A 19654-nucleotide genomic window follows, 5' to 3' on the forward strand; every position below is an offset into this window, starting at 1 on the left:
GGGTGGGGGTTTTGCGCCCCCCGGGGGGGGTGGGGGGGGTGGTTTTGGCGGTGGTTGGGGGGGGGGGGGGGGCGCGCCGGCCCGGGGGGCCCCCGCCCGCGCCCCTTCAGCGATCACGTGGACGTGGAGCCGGAGCCCGAGAAGCTGCACCCGAGCGGAAGCCCGTTCGGCGAGGACGTCAGCTAAGGGGCGGGCGGCCCGACGTCCACCGTGTCGTCACCGGTGGTGGTGTCGCCGTTCTGCTCGGTGGCGACGACCGTGATCCGGTAGGAACCCGCGGTCTGGTAGGTGTGCTGGACCGCGAGCTGCGTGGTCGTCACGGTCGGAGTTCCGTCACCGAAGTCAAGGCTGTAGGAGACGACCGGTGACCAGGTGTCCTGGTCGCGGATCGTGAAGGTGGTCGACGCCCCGGCTGGAATCGCCTGCGGCTGGCTCAGGACCCCGATCCAGCGGGACGAGGTCGTGTACTCGAATGCGCCCCGGTCGTAAATCTTCGAACCGGTACCGGTGTTGGCGACGTAGGGGTCGTCGATCCGCTGGTAGCCGTAGAGGTCGGTGCTGAGCTCGCCGGGTGCGTTGGCGTCGGCCGAGTCAATGGCCGGGGAGTTCGAGCCGATGGGAAGTCCCGTGTCGGCGTTCCCCGAGTAGTGTGGATCGGCCGTGATGTCGTGCGCGCCCTGCTGCGGGACGGACTTGGTGAAGTCGGCCGCGATGGCGTAGCTGCTGCCCGCCCAGCTGTAGATCGGCCCGTTGGCAAAGGCGTCGGCCAGGTTGTAGTCGGCGACGGTGCCCGGTACCGAGCCGGCTGAGACGGAGAGCTTGGCCGTGCTCTGCTCCGGGGCGCAGACAGGGGCGTTATGGCCGGTGTCGGAGGCGGTGGCGAGGACGTTGTTCTCGACCACGGCCCCGGACGAGTCGCCCAGCAGGCCGATGGCCGGGCCGCAGACCGAGCTGACGGTGTTGCTCGTGATCACCGTCCCCGGGGCGTCGGTGACCTGGATGCCGGCGCCGCCCGCGTGGTTGTCCACAGCGTTGGTGGTGAGCACGGTGCCGGTCACACCTGCGTCGACGGCGATGGCGATCTGGGCATCACCCCCGATGATGTTTCGGCTGATCGTGGTGGCCCGGGTTGTCCCGCCGAGGTGAACGCGGACGGTCTGCGGGCCGGCCGCTACGCCGCCCATTTGGTTGCCGTCCAGCGTCACCTGCTGGGTGTCGGTCAGCTGGACGGATCCGAGGGAGCCCCCGATGCCGAAACCCGTGATCGTGACGTCGTGGACGCCGTTGAGGACGAAGCCGTAGTCCGGGTTCGTGCCGCCCAGGTTGACCCCGACGATCGGAAGTGTCTTGAGGCCGTTGCGATTGCTGCCGCCCCGAAGGGTGATCGGCTTGCCCGGCTCGCCCGAGTGGCTGAGTGTGACCTGCTCGCGGTAGTACGCTGCGGCCACCTGGACGGTCTGGCCGGGCCGTGCGGCGTCGACGGCGGCCTGGACGGTGCAGAACGGCGCGGCCTGGGAGCCGCCGCCCGTGTCGGTGCAGCCCGTGACCGGGTTGACGAAGAGCGTGGCGCCGTCGGCGACCGCAGTCGCGGGTGCGGGCAGCCCAGCCCCTAGTGCGGTGGCGATGGCGAGGCTGGCGAGATGATGGCGCACGGAAGACCCCCCTGTGGACCGGATGCTGGAGGCTTCCTGCGCATGCCACAGGAAGCCGCGCACATCCTCCTCTCGATCTTCACACTTGTCACTTCACTTTATGTGACTGCCAAATACGGGGCGTGGCCCTGTCGACGTCCCGTGCGTGCGCAAGGAGCCGAGTACTGCGAACGAAGCTGGCAAAGCATCAAATGAGCTCACGCTCAAGGCTGTCCCTAGGGTGCTCACGGGCGCCCGCAAGGCCCTCGCCCTGGGTGGGCGAGGGCCTTCGCGTGTTCTCAGTGCCGCTCGTCGCGCCCCTCGGGGCGGGGCATCTTGAGGGTCGCGATGACACCGAGGGCGACGGTGGCGATCGCGAGGGTGAGGAGGGCGACGAGGATCGCGCCGACGAAGAACTTCACGGGGGCCAGGCCTCGTTCCGGTCCAGGTCGCGGAGCAGGTGGAGGAGGTTGAGCAGAGTGCTGACCGGCGCGTTCCCGAAGTCGACGAGGATGCGGCCGTCGAGGGTCGTTTCGCCGGCCGAGGCGGAGCCCCAGAGGAGCCCGTGCGGCAGGCCGCGCCGGTGCAACTCGCCCAGGAGCGTCGTGATCTGGGGCTCGGTGTAGTCGCGCATCCGGGGGTCGTCCGGCGCGATGGGGTCGCGGGTCACGCGAGGGAGTCCAGCTCGTACCAGGTGGTTTTGCCGCGCTTCTGCGGGTCGACGCCCCAGCGGTGGGTGAGGCCCTCCACGAGCTGGAGGCCCCGCCCGGTTTCGGCGAGGTCGGCGGACGTTCGCGGCTGGGGCAGGGCGTCGCTCTCGTCGGAGACGGCGACCCGCAGGGTGCCGTTGAGGAGGGAGAACCAGACGACGGGCGCGGGGGTGTCGCCGTGCCGCCAGGCGTTGGTGATGAGCTCCATCAGCGCGAGTTCGGCGTTGAAGATGGTCTCGGCGTCCCAGCCGCTGCGGGTCATGGCGTCCCGCAGGGCCTGCCGGGAGAGGGTGAGCGAGGGGGTGTTACGGGTGCACACGGGAACCTCCGTGAGGCTGTGGTGTGGAGAGGGGTGACGACGGTCGTCGCCGTGAGCCAGGCCACGCATGGCTGCTCTTCGGCACGCGGGCAGTAGGCGCCTACTGCCCTGGATGCGGGCATTACTGACGACCCGTCGGGTCGAGCTGAGAGCGACGATAGCGCATCTGCTCTTTAATTAAATTCGAACGGGAGAAGGTTCCTCCGCGCGGGGGACACGCGCCGCCAAGAGCCCGAATGGATCCGCCATCGACCAGCACGGCACACTGGCCTCTGCACCAGCAGAGAGGACGCCATGGCCCTTCGAATCCCCACTCTTCGTCAGCGACGCCTCGGCGCCGAACTGCGAAGGATGAGAGAGCAAGCCGGCTTCGGCGGCAGCCACCTTGCCCGTCTACTCGGGGTGACTGCTGCCCTGGTGAGTCAGATGGAGAACGGGAAGTCGGCCGTCGCCGAGGGGCGTCTGCGTGAGATCGCGACGGCCTGCGCGTGCGGCAACGAACCGCTGATCGATGCGCTTGCTGACATGACTCGGGAGCGAGAGACCGGCTGGTGGGAGGAGTACAGCCCGAACCTGAACACCGATCTGCTCGATGTGGCGGCGATCGAAGCCCATGCCCGGCGGATCTCCACCTACTCGATCACCTTCCTGCCGGGGCTTCTTCAGACCCCGGCCTACGCCGCTTCGGTGTTCGCGCGCGCCATCCCGCCACTGCCACAGTCCGACGTCGATCTCCGGCTGGCGTTCCGTCTGCAGAGGCAGCAGGTCGTCCGGAACGGCGCCACGCCTTACACGGCGTTCATCCATGAAGCCGCACTCCGCATGCAGTTCAGCGGACCGGCGGCGCTCGCCGAGCAACTCGGCGCCCTCATCGACCATTCCGAGAGCCCTGGCATCTCAGTTCGCGTCGTGCCGTTCAAGATCGAATCGCTGCCCGGCCCCAGCGAGAACTTCGTCTATATCGCCGGTCCGGTGCCCGAGTTGGACACGGTGCAGATCGACATCAGCTTCGGATGTCCACTCTTCGATGCGCCCTCCGACCTTGCAAGTTACCGCGAGATCCTCGATCGAATGGCATCTGTAGCCCTCTCCGAAGATGACTCGCGAGACTTCATCCGATCGATCAAGAAGGAGATAGAGGGCAGTCATGAGTAGCCCCGAATGGCAGAAGTCCAGCTACTCCGGCTCCAGCAACGCATGCGTTGAGGTGCGGGCTGGCGACGGGATCATCGAACTCCGTGAGTCCGACGAGGGCGACGTCATCGTCCGCACCACCCGCCTCAAGTTCGCCGGTTTCCTCCAGGGCGCCAAGGCCGGCGAGTTCGACCACCTCATGGGGTAGCGAAAAGCCCCCGCGCCCGCCACCCCGGGGCGCGGGGGCCTCCCGCCGTCCGGACCAGGTCCTAGACCTCCCGGACCCCCGCCCGCCAGACCGCCGCCGTCAGCGGCACGCCCGGCCGGTAGGCCAGGTGGACGTGCGAGGGAGCGTCCAGCAGCAGCAGGTCCGCCCGCGAGCCGACCGCGACCATCCCCACGTCACTGCGCCGCAGCGCGTGCGCGCCACCCGCAGTAGCCGCCCACACCGCCTCGTCCGGCGTCATGCCCATCTCCCGCACCGCCACCGCGATGCAGAACGCCATCGAACTCGTGAAGCTGGAGCCCGGGTTGCAGTCGGTGGACAGCGCCACCACCGCGCCCGCGTCCAGCAGCCGGCGCCCGCTCGGGTACTCGGCCCGGGTGGAGAACTCCGCCCCCGGCAGCAGGGTGGCCACCGTCGCCGAGCCGGCCAGCGCCGCCACGTCCTCGTCCGTCAGATGGGTGCAGTGGTCCGCCGAGGCGGCCCCCAGCTCGACGGCCAGCTGCACGCCGGGCCCGTACGAGAGCTGGTTGGCGTGCACCCGGGGGGTGAGGCCGCGCTCGATGCCGGCGGTCAGGACCGCCCGGGCCTGCTCCCCGTCGAAGGCGCCCTTCTCGCAGAACACGTCCACCCAACGGGCGTACGGGGCGCAGGCGTCCAGCATCTCGCCGGTGACCAGGTCGACGTACCCGGCCGGGTCCTCGGCGAACTCGGGGGCGACCACGTGGGCGCCCAGGTAGGTGGTCTCCGGGGTGTGCCCGGCGGCGATCCGCAGGGCGCGCGCCTCGTCCTCCACCGTCAGTCCGTAGCCGGACTTGCACTCGATGGTGGTGGTGCCCTGGCGCAGCGCCTCCCGGACGAACCGGGCCAGGTTGGCGTCCAGTTCGGCGTCGCTCGCCGCCCGGGTGGCCGCCACCGTGGTCCGGATGCCGCCCGCCGTGTACGACTGCCCGGACATCCGGGCGTTGAACTCGGCGGTGCGGTCGCCCGCGAACACCAGATGGGCGTGCGAGTCGACGAAACCGGGCAGCAGGGCCCGGCCCTCGGCGTCGAAGCGCTCGTCCGCCGCCGGGGCGCCGGCCGCCGGGCCGACCCAGGCGACGGTGTCGCCCTCGACCACCACGGCCGCGTCGGTCACCACGCCGAGCGGCCCGGCGCCCTGCCCGAGGTCGTTGGTGACCAGGCTGCCGATGCCCGTGATCAAGGTGGTCCTGGTGTTCAAGACAAGGCCTTCCGAAGGGAGTTGAGGATTCTCGAAGTCAGTGGCCCAGCGCGCCGATCGAGGCGCTCAGCGCCCCCGGCACGTCGGCCACCAGCTGGTGCACGCCGTCCCGGACGACGTGCCGGCCGCCGACCACCACGTGCCGCACGTCCGCCGCCGAGGCCGCGAAGACCGCGATCTCGGCGCCGAGCCGGGGCGGCGGGCCCGCCGTACGGACGGTGTCCAGCGCAATCACCGTGAAGTCGGCGAGTGCCCCGGCCTCGATCCGCCCCGCCTCGGGCCAGCCGAGCGAGGCGTGCCCGTCCTCGGTACCGGCCCGCAGCAGGGCGCCCGCCGTCCAGTGGCCGCGGGTGCGGGTGCGCAGCCGCTCGTCCAGCTCCAGCGCGCGGGCTTCCTCGAACGGGTCGATCACCGCGTGACTGTCGCTGCCCAGGGTGATCGGGGAGCCCGCCGAGGCGAGCCGGCGGGCCGGGCCGATGCCGTCCGCGAGGTCCCGCTCGGTGGTGGGGCACATGCAGACCGTGGTGGAGGAGTCGGTGAGCAGCCGGACGTCCTCGTCGGTCAGGTGGGTGGCGTGTACGGCCGAGGTGCGCGGGCCGAGCGCGCCGTGGTCGGCGAGCAGCCGGGTCGGGGTGACGCCGTGCGCGGCCAGGCAGGCGTCGTTCTCGGCGGTCTGCTCGGACAGGTGGACGTGCAGCGGCGCCCCGCGCATCGCCGCCCAGTGCGCGACGGTGCCCAGTTGCTCGGCCGGGACGGCCCGCACCGAGTGGATGGCGGCGCCGATCCGGGCGTGCTCGCGCGGCTTGAGCGCGTCCGCCCGCTCGGCCCAGGCCTCCGCGTCGCCGTCGCTGAACCGCTGCTGCGGCCTGGTCGGCTCGGCGCCGAAGCCGGAGGACAGGTAGCAGGTGTCCAGCAGGGTGATCCGGATGCCGGCCCGGGCGGCGGCCTCGATCAGCGCCTCGCCCATCGCGTTCGGGTCGGCGTACCGGGCGCCGCCGGGCGCGTGGTGCAGGTAGTGGAACTCGCCGACGGCGGTGATGCCGGCCAGCGCCATCTCGGCGTAGACGGCGGTGGCGAGCTCCAGGTAGCGGTCCGGGTCCAGCGCGCCGGCGAACCGGTACATGGTGTCGCGCCAGGTCCAGAAGGTGCCGGAGCCGACCTGGACGTGCCCGCGCAGCGCCCGGTGGAAGGCGTGCGAGTGGGCATTGGCCTGGCCGGGCAGCAGCAGCCCGTCGAGCCGGACGGCGCCGGGCGGGCAGGGGCCGCTGTCCGGGGTCACGCTGGTGATCCGGCCGCCGGGGCCGGTGGTGATCAGCACGTCCTGCTCGACCACCGGCCCGTCGTCGTGCGGCAGCCAGGCGTACTGCGCCCAGTAGCGCACCGGACCGGCCCCTTCGGATGGGGTCAATGACACGCCAGGTCCTCCAGTACGTCGGCGAGGGCGGCGACCCCGGCCAGGCAGTCGGCCTCCTCGGCGTGCTCGGCCGGGGAGTGCGAGACGCCGGTGGGGTTGCGCACGAACAGCATGGCGGTCGGGATCGCGGACGCCAGGATTCCGGCGTCGTGTCCCGCGCCGGTGGGCAGCACCGGGGCGTCCAGCAGCTTGGCCAGCCGGTCGCGCAGCGGGCCGTCGAAGTCCACCACCGGGGTGTAGGACTCGCGGGTCAGCTCGACCCGGACGCCGTCGCGCTCGCCGCGTTCGGCGGCGGCCCGCTCGATCTCGGCGACCAGCGCGGTGAGGGTGTGCTCGTCCGCCGCCCGGGAGTCCAGCCAGCCGCGCACCAGCGAGGCGATCGCGTTGGTGCCGTTGGGCTCGACCGCGACCTTGCCGAAGGTGGCCAGCGCGCCCGCCTGCTTCGCCTTCTTGCGGGCGGCGAGCACGGTGTTGGCGTAGGTCAGCATCGGGTCGCGGCGGTCCTCGATCCGGGTGGTGCCGGCGTGGTTGGCCTCGCCGTGGAAGTCGAACCGCCAGCGGCCGTGCGGCCAGATCGCCCCGGCCACGCCGACCGGCTGCCCCTCGGCGAGGCAGCGGCCCTGCTCGACGTGGAGCTCGACGAACGCGCCGATCCGGGCCAGCCGGTCGTCGTCCGCGCCGATCGCGGTCGGGTCGTAGCCGGCCCGCTCCATCGCGTCGGGCAGCCGGACGCCGTCGGCGTCGCGCAGCTCGTACGCCTGCTCCGGCGACAGCACCCCGGCGGTCAGCCGGGAGCCGATGCAGGCCACGCCGAACCGGGCGCCCTCCTCGTCACCGAAGTTGACGATCGCCAGGGGCTTGCTGAACTCGGCTCCCCTGGCGCGCAGTTCGTCCAGCGCGGCGAAGGAGGAGACCACGCCGAGCGGGCCGTCGAAGGCGCCTCCGTCCGGGACGGAGTCCAGGTGCGAGCCGGTCACCACGGCCCCGGCGGCCTGCGGATCGCCCAGCCAGGCCCACTGGTTGCCGTTGCGGTCCAGCTCGTACGCCAGGCCGCGACTGCGGGCCTGCTGCTCGAACCAGGCCCGGCACTCGGCGTCGGCGGAGTTCCAGGCGAAGCGGCGGTAGCCGCCGGAGGCGGCGGAGCGGCCCACGGGGAGCAGCTCCGCCCACATCTCCTCGAACGTCGAGCTCACAGCTCGCCCATCGGGACGCGGACGCCACGCTCGGCGGCGACCTCGGTGGCCCGGTCGTACCCGGCGTCCACGTGCCGGATGACGCCCATGCCCGGGTCGTTGGTGAGCACCCGGCGGATCTTCTCCCCGGCCAGCGCGGTGCCGTCGGCGACGGTGACCTGGCCGGCGTGGATCGAGCGGCCGATGCCGACCCCGCCGCCGTGGTGGATGGAGACCCAGGAGGCGCCGGAGGCGACGTTGACCATGGCGTTGAGCAGCGGCCAGTCGGCGATCGCGTCGGAGCCGTCCAGCATCGCCTCGGTCTCCCGGTACGGGGAGGCGACCGAACCGCAGTCCAGGTGGTCGCGGCCGATCACGATCGGGGCGGACAGCTCACCGGAGGCGACCATGTCGTTGAAGCGCTCGCCGGCCTTGTCGCGCTCGCCGTAGCCGAGCCAGCAGATGCGCGCCGGCAGGCCCTGGAAGTGCACCTTCTCCTGGGCCATCTTGATCCAGCGGGCCAGCGACTCGTTCTCCGGGAAGAGGTCGAGGACGGCCTTGTCGGTCTTGTGGATGTCCTGCGGGTCGCCGGACAGCGCCGCCCAGCGGAACGGGCCCTTGCCCTCGCAGAACAGCGGGCGGATGTACGCCGGGACGAAGCCCGGGAAGGCGAACGCGCGGTCGTAGCCGGCCAGTTGTGCTTCGCCGCGGATCGAGTTGCCGTAGTCGAAGACCTCGGCGCCGCGGTCCAGGAAGCCGACCATCGCCTCGACGTGCCGGGCCATCGACTCGCGCGCCCGCTGGGTGAACTCGGCGGGCTTGGCGGCCGCGTAGTCCGCCATGTCCTCGAAGGCGACGCCGACCGGCAGGTAGCTGAGCGGGTCGTGGGCGCTGGTCTGGTCGGTGACGATGTCGATCGGCGCGTCCATCGCGAGCAGCTGCGGGACCAGGTCGGCGGCGTTGCCCAGCACGCCGATGGAGAGCGGCCGCTTCTTGTCGCGGGCCTCGGTGGCGAGCTCCAGCGCGTGGGCGAGGTCCTTGGCCTCGACGTCCAGGTAGCGGTGCTCGATCCGGCGGGCGATCCGGGACGGGTCGCAGTCGATGCAGATCGCCACGCCGCCGTTCATGGTGACGGCCAGCGGCTGGGCGCCGCCCATTCCGCCGAGGCCGGCGGTGAGGGTGATGGTGCCCTCCAGCGACCCGTTGAAGCGCTTGTTGGCGACGGCGGCGAAGGTCTCGTAGGTGCCCTGGAGGATGCCCTGGGTGCCGATGTAGATCCACGAGCCGGCGGTCATCTGCCCGTACATGGTGAGCCCGAGGCTCTCCAGCCGGCGGAACTCCTCCCAGTTGGCCCAGTCGCCGACCAGGTTGGAGTTGGCGATCAGCACCCGCGGCGCCCACTCGTGGGTCTGCATCACGCCGACCGGGCGGCCGGACTGGACCAGCATGGTCTCGTCCTGCTTCAGCCCCTGCAGCGTCTTCACCATGGCGTCGAAGGACCGCCAGTCCCGCGCGGCCTTGCCCGTACCGCCGTACACCACCAGCTTCGACGGGTGCTCGGCCACCTCCGGATCGAGGTTGTTCATCAGCATCCGCAGGGCGGCCTCCTGCTGCCACCCCTGCGCCGTCAGCCCCGTCCCACGCGCCGCGCGCACCTCGCGCGGCCCGCTCGCCTGCTGCTGCACCATAGTCCCGGCCTCCCTGCGGATGGATTCATTCAAGCTCGGTTCGGTTGAATATAACTAAACAACCGGCTTCCGGCCAGACCCCGAAACAATCCGATCAGCCACGGCACCGGTCGACTTGGCGCGCTAGCCTGAACCCGGCGAACACCAGCCACTCGGCCCAGCGCCAGGGAGCGGAGGACACGATGACGGCCATCACCGTGCGGCCCGGCAGACTCCGGGATGCGGCGGAGGAGATCGAGCGGAGCACCGGCCTCCGCGTCCAGATCATCGGAGGAACCCTGGTGATGTCCCCGACTCCTCGCGGCAAGCACGCGGGGACCGTACGACGGCTGCGCACTCAGCTGGATCCCAGGCTGCCGGCCGATCTCGGCGCCTACGAGGTGTCGTCCATCTACATGCCCGGCAATGACGAGGACTACGTCACCCCGGACCTGATCGTCCTCCCGGTCGACTGGGAGAACGACGACAGATGGCTCGCGGACCCGCACGAGGCGGCCCTGGCCATCGAGGTGATCTCCAATTCGGAGGGTGTGAAGGCCGTCGCCACCAAGACCGACTGGTACGCCAGCGCGGGCGCTCCCGTTCTGCTCGCACTGGATCCGCGCGACGGCACCTGGACGCTCCACACCCACCCCCGCGACGGCGCGTACCAGGGCGTCCTGCACGGCAAGTACGGCGAGCCCGTCCCGCTGCCCTCACCACTGCCCGCCGAACTGGACACCTCCGGTCTTCCGCTGTACGCGCCGCGCGGCTGAGTCAGGCCGCCGCGCCGCCGTCCCAGTCGATGCCGATCTCGGCGAGCCAGCGGCGGTCGTCGGCGTCGGGGGCGGGCGGGGACGGCGGGCGGGGGATGTTCTGGACGGGGCCGAGGCCGTACTTCTCGGCGGCCGCGACGGCGCGGGCGTCGGGTTCGATGACGCCGACGTGGACGGCCGACTCGTCGCCCGGGTCGAGGACGGTCAGTTCGGGTTCGGGCAGGCGCCGCAGGGTGACGCGGCGTCCGCAGGCGGGGCAGGACCATTCGTCGGCGCCCGAGGAAAGCCGGGCGACGAACTTCATCTCGTGGATCACGTGCATGGGTGACACCCCCTGTAGGAGGGGATGCCCGGGCTGGTGACGGCTACTCCCCCACCGTCATTCCGAGCTGCGCCTATTCCAGGAAGAGCCCACGCGCCGCCGCGGACTGCTCGATCGCCTCCAACCGGGCCTCCGCGCCCGGGAGTTCGTCGCACATGGACTGCAGCAGCACCCGGCCGAGCATCATCGGCGCGCACGCGGTGTCGAAGACCAGCCCGGTGCCGACGGCCGCCGGCAGCATCAGGTCGGACAGCTTGGCGACCGGCGCGAAGGCGCTGTCGGCCACGGTGAGCACCGTCAGCCCGCACTCGCGGGCCACCGTCAGCGCATCCATCAGCTCCCGCGGATAGCGCGGCAGCGCGAAGCAGAGCAGCGCGCTGGCCCCGGCCGCCCGGGCCTGCTCCAGCCGGTCGGCGAGCATGCTGCCGCCCTCGTCCAGCAGCCGGATGTCCGGGTGCACCTTGGCCGCGAAGTAGGCGAAGCCGCGTGCCTGCGCCGAGGCGGCCCGCAGGCCGAGCACCGGCAGCGGGCGGGAGGCGGCGAGCAGCCGGGCGGCCCGGGTGATCGGCTCCGGGTCGGCGAGGAGTTCGGCGAGGTGGCGCAGGTGCGCGATCTCGGCGAGCACGGCCTGCTGGTGCTCGTTGCGCACCGCGTCGTCCGGGGTCTCCGGCGCGGCCTGTTCGCCGCCGCCGAGTTCGCGCAGCTGCTTGCGCAGCGCCGGGTAGCCGTCGTACCCGAGCGCGACCGCGAAGCGGGTGACGGACGGCTGGCTGACGCCCGCGAGTTCGGCGACCTCCACGCTGGACAGGAACGGCGCCTCGGTGGCGTGCCGCACCAGCGAGTGCGCGATCCGGCGCTGGGTCGGCGTCAGCCGGTGCCCCTCGAACAGTTGGAGCAGTCGGGCGGAGGGGCCGACGCTGCCGGTCTCGTCGGTGGCGGTCATCAGCGGTACCTCCGGGTGCGAGCGGTTCGGACGACGACTGTGCAGCAGCGCGCCGCACCTGGCAAAGACGTCTCGTACGACGGGACGCCGGGTGAGACGCCCCACGGATCGGACGGATCGGACGGATCGGGACGGGTTCGGACGGGCTCCGACGGCCGGTGGACCGCCGGTGGAGGGCCGCGCCGGGGTCGGGGTAACCCTGATTTGTCCCTGAGCCCGCCCGGATTCCTCCTGCGAACGGATGGACCGGACGCCCCGGCGGCCCCACTCTGGTTGCATGGACACTCGTCAGGACGAACTGCGCCGCGACCTCGACGCCACCCTCCAGGCCCGCAAGGAGCTCGGCAAGGAGTACGAGGACGCACTCGTCGACTCCTTCATGAAGCGGCTCGACGACCGCCTGGACGCCCGGGTCAAGCGGTCGGTGGCCGAGCGGATGGACGACTACGAGCCGCGGTCCCACCACCGGGACCACCCGCGCCGCTCGGGCTTCGGCAAGCGCTCCAACACCGGGCTCGCGGTGACCTCGCTGGTCCTCGGCATCCCGCTGACGGCGATCGCGGGCAGCCCGGACAGCGGTGGCTTCGCCGGCCTGGTGGTCTGCTGGGCGGGCATCGTCGGGGTCAACATCGCCGCTGCCCTGGGCGAGCTGCGCAACCGCGGGAACCGCGGCGAGCGCTCGCCGCGGAGCGACTGGGACTGAGCCCCCGTCACCCCGCGGCGGCACCGGCTCAGGCCAGCGGGCCGGTGACCCGCTCGACCGCCCGCACCAGCTCGCCGGAGGCGACCAGCTCCGCGGCCGCCTCCAGGTCCGGCGAGAGGAAGCGGTCGCGGCCGGCGCCGCCGACCCCCGCCTCCCGGGCGGCGGCCAGCGCGGCCGCGGTGGCCGGGGCGAGCCCGGCGACCCCGTCGGCCTGCTGACGGATCTCCAGCGCGCGGGCGGACGCGGTGAGTTCGACGGCCAGGATGCGGCCGAGGTTGGCCACCGCCTGGCGCAGCTTGCGCGCGGCCGACCAGCCCATCGACACGTGGTCCTCCTGCATCGCGGAGGACGGGATCGAGTCGACCGAGGCCGGGACGGCGAGCCGCTTGTTCTCGCTGACCAGCGCCGCCTGGGTGTACTGGGCGATCATCAGACCGGAGTCCACGCCGGGGTCGTCGGCCAGGAAGGCCGGCAGGCCGTGCGAGCGGGCCTTGTCGAGCAGCCGGTCGGTGCGGCGCTCGGAGATCGAGCCGAGGTCGGCGGCGGCGATGGCGAGGAAGTCCAGCACGTACGCGACCGGGGCGCCGTGGAAGTTGCCGTTGGACTCCACCCGGCCGTCCGGCAGCACCACCGGGTTGTCGACCGAGGCGGCCAGCTCGCGCGAGGCGACCAGCTGGGCGTGCGCGAGGGTGTCCCGGCCGGCGCCGGCCACCTGCGGGGCGCAGCGGATCGAGTACGCGTCCTGGACCCGCGGGGCGTCGTCCTGGTGGTGGCCGGTGAGGCCGGAGCCCTTGAGGACGGCGAGCATGTTGGCGGCACTCAGCGCCTGGCCCGGGTGCGGGCGGATCGGGGCGTGCAGCTCGGGGGCGAGCACCTTGTCGGTGCCGAGCAGCGCCTCCAGGCTCATCGCGGCGGTGATGTCGGCGGTGGTGAACAGCCGCTGGAGGTCGGCGATGGCCATCACCAGCATGCCGAGCATGCCGTCGGTGCCGTTGATGAGGGCGAGGCCCTCCTTCTCCAGCAGCTCGACCGGCTCGATCCCGGCGGCGGCGAGCAGCTCGGCGGCGGGCTTCTCCACGCCGTCCGGGCCGGTGGCGGTGCCCTCGCCCATCAGGACCAGCGCGCAGTGCGACAGCGGCGCGAGGTCGCCGGAGCAGCCGAGCGAGCCGAACTCCCGCACCACCGGGGTGATGCCCGCGTTGAGCAGGGCGGCCATGGTCTGCGCGACCAGCGGCCGGACGCCGGTGCGGCCGGAGGCCAGCGTCTTCATCCGCAGGAACATCAGCGCGCGGACCACCTCGCGCTCGACGACCGGCCCCATGCCGGCGGCGTGCGAGCGCACCAGCGACCGCTGCAGCTGGGCGCGCAGCTCGGGGCTGATGTGGCGCACGGCGAGCGCGCCGAAGCCGGTCGACACGCCGTAGACGGGGCGCGGCTCGGCCGCGAGGGCGTCGATCCGCGCACGGGCGGCCGCCATCTCGGCCTGGGCGTCGGGACCGATCTCGACCCGGGCGTTGCCCCGGGCGACGGCAAGGACGTCCTCGGCGCTGACGTCGGCCTTGCCGACCAGGACCAGCGGAGCGTCGGGGGCCACAGCACTGTGCATATCCATATACACCATCACATCAGGTGAATGAAGATATGACAACAGGTGCTCGCCATCCGGATTCTCCGCCCTCCGGACCGGCGCCGCACACCGCGACCCCCGGCCGCCCCTGCGCCCGTCACCCCGCCAGCTCGGCCTCGATCAGGGCCACCGCCCGGGCAGTGCCCCCCTCGGCCCGCCCGGCGGCGGACAGCCCGCGCAGCCGCTCGGCCACCGCCGGGTCGCCGACCAGCTCCAGCAGGGCGGCGCGCAGCGCCTCCGCGGTGGCCTGCTCGGTGTCCAGCCGGCGGGCGACCCCGAGGCCCACCAGGGCGTCCGCGTTGGCGAACTGGTCGGCGGCCTGCGGCACCGCGATCATCGGCACGGCGTGGAACAGCCCCTCGCTGGAGCCGCCCATGCCCGCGTGGGTGACGAAGGCGTCCGCCTGGGAGAGCACCGACAGCTGCGGCACCCACCGGTGCACCTCGACGCTGTCCGGCACCTCGCCGAGCTCGGCCGGGTCGGTGTGCTTGCCGATCTGGAGCACGGTGTGCCAGCCCGGCAGCTCGCCGAAGGCCTGGACGCAGGCCCGGTAGAACGCCGGATGGTGGGTGAACGCCGAGCCGAGCGACACCAGCAGCACCTTCTCGGCGCCGGCCGGCCGCTGCCACCGGCCCTGGTGGGCCCGATCGCCGAAGCAGGGCCCGACGAAGGTGAAGCGCCGGTCGTCGACCCGGTCGGCGTTGGGCTGGAGCGCGCGCGGGACGAGCGCGACGCACCGGCCGGGGCGGCCCTTGAAGGCCTCCACGTCGCGCTCCACCGTGCCGGCCTCGGCCAGCCAGTCGGCGAACCGACGGTAGTGCTCGGGGCCGCCGGGGCCGTTGCGGGTGGCCTCGAAGACCGCGGCCAGGTCCTCCTCGATGCCCTCCCAGCCGACGAAGGTGGAGGACAGCTGCACCACCGGCACGCCCAGCCGTTCGCCGAGCGCCCGTCCGGCGAAGCCCGCGATGTCGTAGAGCACCAGGTCGGGGCGGTCGTCCTCGAAGACCTCCAGCATGGCGGACCACATCGACAGGGTGTCGTCCAGGAAGACGTCCTGGATCGCCACCGGGTCCTCCGGCCAGCCGTCCGGGTCGTCGGCGAGCGGCAGCTTCGTCGGGTACGGGACGAAGGCCGCGCCGGTGGACTCGACGATCTCCCGGAAAGAGGGGTCGTTGACGTAGCTGACCCGGTGGCCCCGGGCGACCAGCTCGGTGATCACGGCGAGGCTCGGGTTGACGTGCCCGTGGGCCGGGACGGAGACCATCAGGATGTGTGCGGGGCGGTTCACGGGCACCTCCGGGGATAGCGACTGAGGCGAGACGGACCGTCTCGCGATGTCTTGAGAAGACAATACGTCTCGTCTCGCCGTTTCGCATAGAATTTTTCCATGGCTTCCAGAACCGCCCCGGACCCCGCCCGCCGCAGCGAGCGCGCACGCGCCGCCGTCCTCACCGCGGCCACCGAACTCATCGCCGAAGTCGGCTACGGCAAGCTGACCATCGAGGCGATCGCCGCCCGGGCCGGCGTCGGCAAGCAGACCATCTACCGGTGGTGGCCCTCGAAGGGCGCCGTCGTCTTCGACGCCTTCCTCGCCGCCGGCGAGCACGACGGCGGCCTCGCGCTGCCCGACACCGGTGACCTCGCCACCGACCTGCGCGCCGTCCTGCGCCCCACCAGCGACGAACTCGGCGACCCCGGCACCGACCGCACCTACCGAGCGCTCGTCGCCGAGATCCTCAACGACCCGGCACTGCACGCCGAGTACCGCACCCGCCTGCTGGACCCGCTGCTGGAGGTCACCCGCGACCGCCTCCGCGGCGCCCGCGAGGCCGGCCAGATCGCCCCCGACGCCGACCTCGACCTGGCCGTCGAACTCGTCTACGGCCCGCTCTACTACCGCTGGCAGTACCGGCTCGGCCCGCTCACCCACGAGCACGCCGACCGCCTGGTCGACGCCGCCCTCCGGGCACTCAACCCGCCCGCCGGCGTCAGCGGCGGCCCCGGCGCCTGAACCAGAGCACGGCCACCACCGCGACCAGCGCGCAGAGCAGCAGCACGACGGCGAACCAGGTGAACAGCCCGCCGAACCCGCCGTGGGAGCCGTGCCGGGCCCTGCGCTTCTTCGACCCGGACAGCGCGGACTCCGTGACCTGGTGCACCCCGGCGGCGGTCCGCAGCTGGGGCGTCCGCTCGGACACCGTCCGCACCGCCCCGGCCGTCCGCACCAGCGGCGCCGCCGACGCGGGGGCGGCACCCGCCACCGCGCCCCCGAGCATCAGCACCCCGGCCACCGCCGCACCCGTCAACCGTCCGCCCACGCCGAACCCCCCGCCCTCCCGAAGACCGTCGCCCCACCTTCCACCACCCCGCCCGCGCGAGGCACCCCCGGTCGGCAACCGCGACCCACCCGGGACACCCCGGTCACCGAATCCGCACACGGCGCGGGCGACCGAACCGATCCGTCCGCCCCGGCCGCCCGGACACCGGACGGGGCGGCCGCCTCAGACCACCGGCGGCGAGGCCGGCCCCGCCAGGGCGACCGCGACCAGGGCGCGCATGGCGCAGGCCGCCTGGCCCAGCGGCAGGGTGGCGTCGTCGGCGAAGAGCTCCACCAGCCAGCCGCCGGCCGGGTTCTGACCACCGGCGGCGACCATGCCCCGGTAACCGGAGACGACGAGCATCGCCTCCTCCGCCGGATCGTTGCCGGCCGCACCCGCCCGCAGGGCGAAGGCACCGCCGCGGACGGCACGGCGGGTCATCGGGTAGTGCCGGAGGTCGAAGACCGCGTCGGGGGCCTCGATCTGGGCCCGCTGGGTTTCCGCGCGGGTGCTGCTGGGGCCACTGGTCATCCGGTAGACGGCGTGCTGGGCGGTGCGCATCAGGTGGGAGCCGGGCGGGACGTACGAGACCCACCAGCCGACGGCGTCCAGCAGCCGGGCGGAGGACTCGGCGACCACGACCAGCTTGCCCAGGGTGTCCGCCGGGTGGACGGCCCGGGCCCCGGCGGTCCGGTCCAGCGAGGCGAGCACGGCGGTGAGCAGCTGCCCCGGGTCGGCGCTGTGGGCGGCGCCGCGGAAGCGCCGCCGGTCGCCCGCCCCGGCCCGGCCGTTCGGCCCGCGCCGCCCGTCCGCCCGGTGGTGCGGGTCGGCGGCGTCGGCGAGCAGCACGGTGGGGTCGGGCGAGAAGCCGGGGCCGTGGCTGCGCCCGGCGACGACGGGGTGGGCCGCCCGGGCCGCCTTGGCCCGGTACTGGGCGGCGTCGGCGAGCCGGAACAACCGGTCGGGGGTGGTGACCGGCCCGATCGAGTCCCCGGTGGAGGCGACGCCACAGGCCACGCCCTCGCCCTCGGAGAGCGCGAGGGCCCGGGCACACAGCTCCTCGGCGACGGCGACCACCTCGTCGGCCTTCTGGCCCTCCACCAGCAGGCAGAACTCGTCGCCGCCGAGCCGGGCGGCGAGGCTGCCGGGGAGCTTGGCGGCGGCCAGCGAGAGCTGGTGGGCGAAGCGCTCCAGCAGCCGGTCGCCCATCTCGTGGCCGAGCTGGTCGTTGACCCGCTTCAGCCCGTTGACGTCGCAGACCACCAGCGAGACCACGGTGTCGTCCCGGTTGTGGGCCTCCAGCGAGCTCTCCAGCCGGGCGTCGACGGCGCGCCGGTTGGCCAGGCCGGTGAGCGGGTCGGAGAAGGCGAGCTTGCGCAGGTCGGCGAGGCGCTCGGTCTGCGCGAGCCCGGCCGAGACCTGGGCGGCGAGCAGGGTCGCGTAGTCGGCGTCGGCCTCGGTGAACTCGGGCATCCCGGCCGACCGGGCGAGGTACAGCTCGCCCCAGGCCTGGCCGTGCAGCACGATCGGCGCGACCACGCAGCAGGCCCGCCCGCGCCGGCGCAGCGCCGCAGCGCGCTCCTGGCAGTACGCGCCGGCGGTCGGGTGTAGGTGCCCGGCGTGCGGCTCGCTGTTCTCGGCGCTCTGCAGCCAGGCGCGCGGCAGCCGCCCGGTGCTCCAGCGCTCCTCCAGGTAGGTGACGATCTCGGGGAAGTCGGCGACCGGGTACGACTCGTCCTCGGGCAGCTCCTCCTCGCCCGGGGCGAGTTCGCCGTGGTTGACCAGGACCCGCAGCCGACCGGACTCGCGGTCCCAGACCGAGACGGCGGCCATGGTGGCGCCGAGTGCCTCGGTGGCCCGGGCGGCGGCGGCCCGGACGGCCTCCAGCGGGGTGATCGCGGCGGCCATGTCCTGGGCCAGCTCGACCACGGACTGCAGTCTCAGGTCGGGCAGCGGGTCGGGGTGCCGCCGGCCGCCGCAGTCGCAGTCGCGGTCCGTCATGATCGCCTCACTGCTCACCGGCTCGCCTCGCTCCCTGTGCTCGGTCCTGCCAGACCCCCGTCGGCCGGCCGCACCCGCCCGGCCGCTTGCACCAAGACTCCGGCCGCTTGCACCAAGACTATGGCGGTTTCGTTCGGTTATGCCCCGTTTGCCCGGATGGACCCGCAGCAGACCGTACGGGTTTCAACCGTTCGGCACCCGGAAGGTCGTACTCGCCGCACGGAAGCGCGCCCCGCGCGCCCGGCGCTACTCGGCCGTCAGCCGCCGGGTAAGCAGCCACGGCTCGACCAGGCCGAGCCCCCGCACCGGCCGCCGCCACATCGGCTGCAGGTGAAACCTGGCCCCGGCCTCCGGGCCCGGCACCGGCAGCCCGGAGGCGGGCATCCCGGCCGCGACCGACAGCGCCTCGGCCAGGCCCGGCCCCTCCGAGTCGGCCGGGGCGACGCTGCCGTTCTGCTCCAGCGCGGCGGCGAACTCGCCGTCGATCAGCACCGCGTCCTTGGGCGCGATCGAGGTGAGCCGGCTGGCCAGGTTGACGGTGGTGCCGAAGACGTCGCCCATCCGTGAGGTGACCGTGCCGAAGGCCATGCCGACCCGCAGCGGCGGGATGGTGTCGTCCCCGGCCAGCGCCTCGATCAGGCTCAGCGCGATCTCGGCGGCGGTCGCCGGGTCCTCGGAGACGTAGAGGATCTCGTCGCCGAGCGTCTTGATCACCCGGCCGCCCTGGCCGGCGATCAGGTCCGAGCAGGTGTTCTCGAAGGTCTCGACCAGCTCGCCGAGCTCCTCCTCCTCCAGCCGCCGGGACAGCCGGGTGAAGCCGACCAGGTCGGCGAAGCCGACGGCGAGCCGCCCGCTGGTGATCTCGTTGTCCTCGGCGGCCTGCACCACCCGGCCGGTGACGGCCGCCAGCTGGCGCCGCCAGACGTACACCAGGAACTGCTCCAGCTCCGGCAGCAGCAGCTCGACCAGCGGGTACGCGACGTCGGCACGGGTCAGCCCGGGCTCGGCGGACTGGGTGAGGTTCTCCAGGAAGGTGTCCATCTGCCAGCCGGCCAGCCGGGCCGTGGTCTGGCCGGTGGAGCGGGCCACCTGGATCGCCATCGACTCGCTGAGCAGCCCGGACTCGACCAGTCCGGCCAGGCGCCGCAACGCGATCACGTCGCCGTCGGTGAGCGCCCGGGACTGGCCGATGTCGGGGAAGCCCATGGCCCGCCAGAACCGGGTGGCCAGCTCCATCGGGACGTCGGCGGCGCGCGCGGCCTGGTACGGGGTGTAGCGGCGCGGCGCGTCCAGGATCAGGCGTTCCAGTTCGAGCGCGACCGTGGGGTCGTTGCTGCCCGCCGTCGCGCCGCTGCTGCCGTCCTCTGCCACCGGTCCGTCCCCGTGCGATCGCCGCACTCGCCTCGTGTCCTACCTGTCCGGGCGCGCCGTCCGCCACCCGGGCGGGCAGTGGCGCGCCTCACACCGCTGCC

Annotated in this window: 19 protein-coding genes and 1 pseudogene; 5 read left to right on the plus strand and 15 right to left on the minus strand. The window is 73.0% G+C overall.

All coding sequences use genetic code 11. The annotated features are described in order from the left end of the window. Positions 1–182: 182 nt before the first annotated feature. The 4 genes from ACIRRH_RS06175 to ACIRRH_RS06190 all read right to left on the minus strand — a co-directional run bounded on the left by ACIRRH_RS06175 (position 183) and on the right by ACIRRH_RS06190 (position 2660). Positions 183–1652 carry a PKD domain-containing protein gene (locus ACIRRH_RS06175; protein WP_403062500.1) on the minus strand — a complete coding sequence of 490 codons (1470 nt, stop codon included), beginning with the start codon at positions 1650–1652 and terminating at the stop codon, positions 183–185. Positions 1653–1930: 278 nt separating this feature from the next. Further along, positions 1931–2053 (minus strand): hypothetical protein, encoded by a 123-nt coding sequence (locus ACIRRH_RS06180; RefSeq protein WP_403062502.1) that lies wholly within the window; start codon positions 2051–2053, stop codon positions 1931–1933. Continuing rightward, positions 2050–2301, minus strand: a complete 252-nt coding sequence (locus ACIRRH_RS06185) for a hypothetical protein (RefSeq protein WP_403062504.1) — start codon at positions 2299–2301, stop codon at positions 2050–2052. The genes ACIRRH_RS06180 and ACIRRH_RS06185 overlap by 4 nt, the downstream gene beginning before the upstream one ends. Beyond that, positions 2298–2660: an ATP-binding protein gene (locus ACIRRH_RS06190; protein ID WP_403062506.1), complete on the minus strand. Its 363-nt coding sequence runs from the start codon at positions 2658–2660 to the stop codon at positions 2298–2300. The genes ACIRRH_RS06185 and ACIRRH_RS06190 overlap by 4 nt, the downstream gene beginning before the upstream one ends. A 294-nt stretch (positions 2661–2954) precedes the next feature. On the opposite strand from ACIRRH_RS06190, the gene ACIRRH_RS06195 reads away from it, so the two are divergent. Further along, positions 2955–3815, plus strand: a complete 861-nt coding sequence (locus ACIRRH_RS06195) for a helix-turn-helix domain-containing protein (protein WP_403062509.1) — start codon at positions 2955–2957, stop codon at positions 3813–3815. Further along, the gene (locus ACIRRH_RS06200) at positions 3808–4002 is read left to right on the plus strand and encodes a DUF397 domain-containing protein (RefSeq protein WP_403062511.1); all 195 of its coding nucleotides are present in this window, start codon (positions 3808–3810) and stop codon (positions 4000–4002) included. The genes ACIRRH_RS06195 and ACIRRH_RS06200 overlap by 8 nt, the downstream gene beginning before the upstream one ends. Positions 4003–4063: 61 nt before the next feature. Here the strand turns inward: ACIRRH_RS06200 and hutI are convergent, their stop codons facing one another. Genes hutI through hutU form a run of 4 tightly spaced genes read right to left on the minus strand, consistent with a single transcriptional unit; the run spans position 4064 to position 9513 of the window. Then, positions 4064–5239, minus strand: coding sequence for an imidazolonepropionase (gene hutI, locus ACIRRH_RS06205; RefSeq protein WP_403062514.1), 1176 nt, complete (start codon positions 5237–5239; stop codon positions 4064–4066). A 37-nt stretch (positions 5240–5276) separates the two neighbouring features. Next, positions 5277–6653, minus strand: coding sequence for a formimidoylglutamate deiminase (locus ACIRRH_RS06210; protein ID WP_403062517.1), 1377 nt, complete (start codon positions 6651–6653; stop codon positions 5277–5279). Then, complete coding sequence (locus ACIRRH_RS06215) at positions 6644–7825, minus strand: allantoate amidohydrolase (RefSeq protein WP_403063650.1); 1182 nt, start codon at positions 7823–7825, stop codon at positions 6644–6646. The genes ACIRRH_RS06210 and ACIRRH_RS06215 overlap by 10 nt, the downstream gene beginning before the upstream one ends. Positions 7826–7842: 17 nt before the next feature. Next, complete coding sequence (hutU, locus tag ACIRRH_RS06220) at positions 7843–9513, minus strand: urocanate hydratase (RefSeq protein ID WP_403062520.1); 1671 nt, start codon at positions 9511–9513, stop codon at positions 7843–7845. 182 nt (positions 9514–9695) lie between these two features. Between hutU and ACIRRH_RS06225 the strand changes: the two genes are divergently transcribed. Beyond that, on the plus strand, positions 9696–10268 hold the full coding sequence (locus ACIRRH_RS06225; protein ID WP_403062522.1) for a Uma2 family endonuclease: 573 nt from the start codon (positions 9696–9698) through the stop codon (positions 10266–10268). A gap of 1 nt (position 10269) precedes the next feature. Here the strand turns inward: ACIRRH_RS06225 and ACIRRH_RS06230 are convergent, their stop codons facing one another. After that, a complete protein-coding gene (locus ACIRRH_RS06230) occupies positions 10270–10590 on the minus strand; it encodes a hypothetical protein (RefSeq protein WP_359906104.1) in 321 nt (106 codons plus the stop codon). 73 nt (positions 10591–10663) lie between these two features. Then, entirely contained in the window at positions 10664–11533 is an 870-nt protein-coding gene (locus ACIRRH_RS06235; protein ID WP_224278798.1) for a MurR/RpiR family transcriptional regulator, read from the minus strand. Between the two features lie 277 nt (positions 11534–11810). On the opposite strand from ACIRRH_RS06235, the gene ACIRRH_RS06240 reads away from it, so the two are divergent. Then, positions 11811–12236 (plus strand): hypothetical protein, encoded by a 426-nt coding sequence (locus tag ACIRRH_RS06240; RefSeq protein WP_403062527.1) that lies wholly within the window; start codon positions 11811–11813, stop codon positions 12234–12236. 28 nt (positions 12237–12264) lie between these two features. Here ACIRRH_RS06240 and hutH read toward each other — a convergent pair whose 3' ends face one another. After that, the gene (hutH, locus tag ACIRRH_RS06245; RefSeq protein ID WP_403062530.1) at positions 12265–13842 is read right to left on the minus strand and encodes a histidine ammonia-lyase; all 1578 of its coding nucleotides are present in this window, start codon (positions 13840–13842) and stop codon (positions 12265–12267) included. A 118-nt stretch (positions 13843–13960) separates the two neighbouring features. After that, the gene (locus ACIRRH_RS06250) at positions 13961–15127 is read right to left on the minus strand and encodes a macrolide family glycosyltransferase (protein WP_403063653.1); all 1167 of its coding nucleotides are present in this window, start codon (positions 15125–15127) and stop codon (positions 13961–13963) included. Positions 15128–15250: 123 nt separating this feature from the next. Here ACIRRH_RS06250 and ACIRRH_RS06255 point away from each other — a divergent pair, with 123 nt between their 5' ends. Beyond that, positions 15251–15874: a TetR/AcrR family transcriptional regulator gene (locus ACIRRH_RS06255; RefSeq protein WP_403062533.1), complete on the plus strand. Its 624-nt coding sequence runs from the start codon at positions 15251–15253 to the stop codon at positions 15872–15874. On the opposite strand, the gene ACIRRH_RS06260 is transcribed toward ACIRRH_RS06255, so the two are convergent. From ACIRRH_RS06260 to ACIRRH_RS06270, 3 genes and pseudogenes are all read right to left on the minus strand, one after another. Beyond that, positions 15852–16181 carry a hypothetical protein gene (locus ACIRRH_RS06260; protein WP_403062536.1) on the minus strand — a complete coding sequence of 110 codons (330 nt, stop codon included), beginning with the start codon at positions 16179–16181 and terminating at the stop codon, positions 15852–15854. The two genes, ACIRRH_RS06255 and ACIRRH_RS06260, sit on opposite strands and share 23 nt — an antisense overlap. A 750-nt stretch (positions 16182–16931) precedes the next feature. After that, a pseudogene (locus ACIRRH_RS06265) lies at positions 16932–18089 on the minus strand (diguanylate cyclase domain-containing protein); the annotation flags it as partial. Between the two features lie 339 nt (positions 18090–18428). After that, a complete protein-coding gene (locus ACIRRH_RS06270) occupies positions 18429–19553 on the minus strand; it encodes an adenylate/guanylate cyclase domain-containing protein (protein ID WP_403062539.1) in 1125 nt (374 codons plus the stop codon). Positions 19554–19654: the final 101 nt, after the last annotated feature.

Source organism: Kitasatospora sp. NPDC101235 (assembly GCF_044767505.1).
Classification (GTDB): Bacteria; Actinomycetota; Actinomycetes; order Streptomycetales; family Streptomycetaceae; genus Kitasatospora.

What these genes read in the sequence shown, in the direction of transcription:
- ACIRRH_RS06250 (WP_403063653.1), bottom strand. Translation starts at nt 15,127, where the DNA reads ATGGTCTCCGTCCCGGCCCACGGGCACGTCAACCCGAGCCTCGCCGTG.
- hutH (WP_403062530.1), bottom strand. Translation starts at nt 13,842, where the DNA reads ATGCACAGTGCTGTGGCCCCCGACGCTCCGCTGGTCCTGGTCGGCAAG.
- ACIRRH_RS06195 (WP_403062509.1), top strand. Translation starts at nt 2,955, where the DNA reads ATGGCCCTTCGAATCCCCACTCTTCGTCAGCGACGCCTCGGCGCCGAA.
- hutU (WP_403062520.1), bottom strand. Translation starts at nt 9,513, where the DNA reads ATGGTGCAGCAGCAGGCGAGCGGGCCGCGCGAGGTGCGCGCGGCGCGT.
- ACIRRH_RS06230 (WP_359906104.1), bottom strand. Translation starts at nt 10,590, where the DNA reads ATGCACGTGATCCACGAGATGAAGTTCGTCGCCCGGCTTTCCTCGGGC.
- ACIRRH_RS06215 (WP_403063650.1), bottom strand. Translation starts at nt 7,825, where the DNA reads ATGTGGGCGGAGCTGCTCCCCGTGGGCCGCTCCGCCGCCTCCGGCGGC.
- ACIRRH_RS06255 (WP_403062533.1), top strand. Translation starts at nt 15,251, where the DNA reads ATGGCTTCCAGAACCGCCCCGGACCCCGCCCGCCGCAGCGAGCGCGCA.
- ACIRRH_RS06240 (WP_403062527.1), top strand. Translation starts at nt 11,811, where the DNA reads ATGGACACTCGTCAGGACGAACTGCGCCGCGACCTCGACGCCACCCTC.
- ACIRRH_RS06225 (WP_403062522.1), top strand. Translation starts at nt 9,696, where the DNA reads ATGACGGCCATCACCGTGCGGCCCGGCAGACTCCGGGATGCGGCGGAG.
- ACIRRH_RS06235 (WP_224278798.1), bottom strand. Translation starts at nt 11,533, where the DNA reads ATGACCGCCACCGACGAGACCGGCAGCGTCGGCCCCTCCGCCCGACTG.
- ACIRRH_RS06200 (WP_403062511.1), top strand. Translation starts at nt 3,808, where the DNA reads ATGAGTAGCCCCGAATGGCAGAAGTCCAGCTACTCCGGCTCCAGCAAC.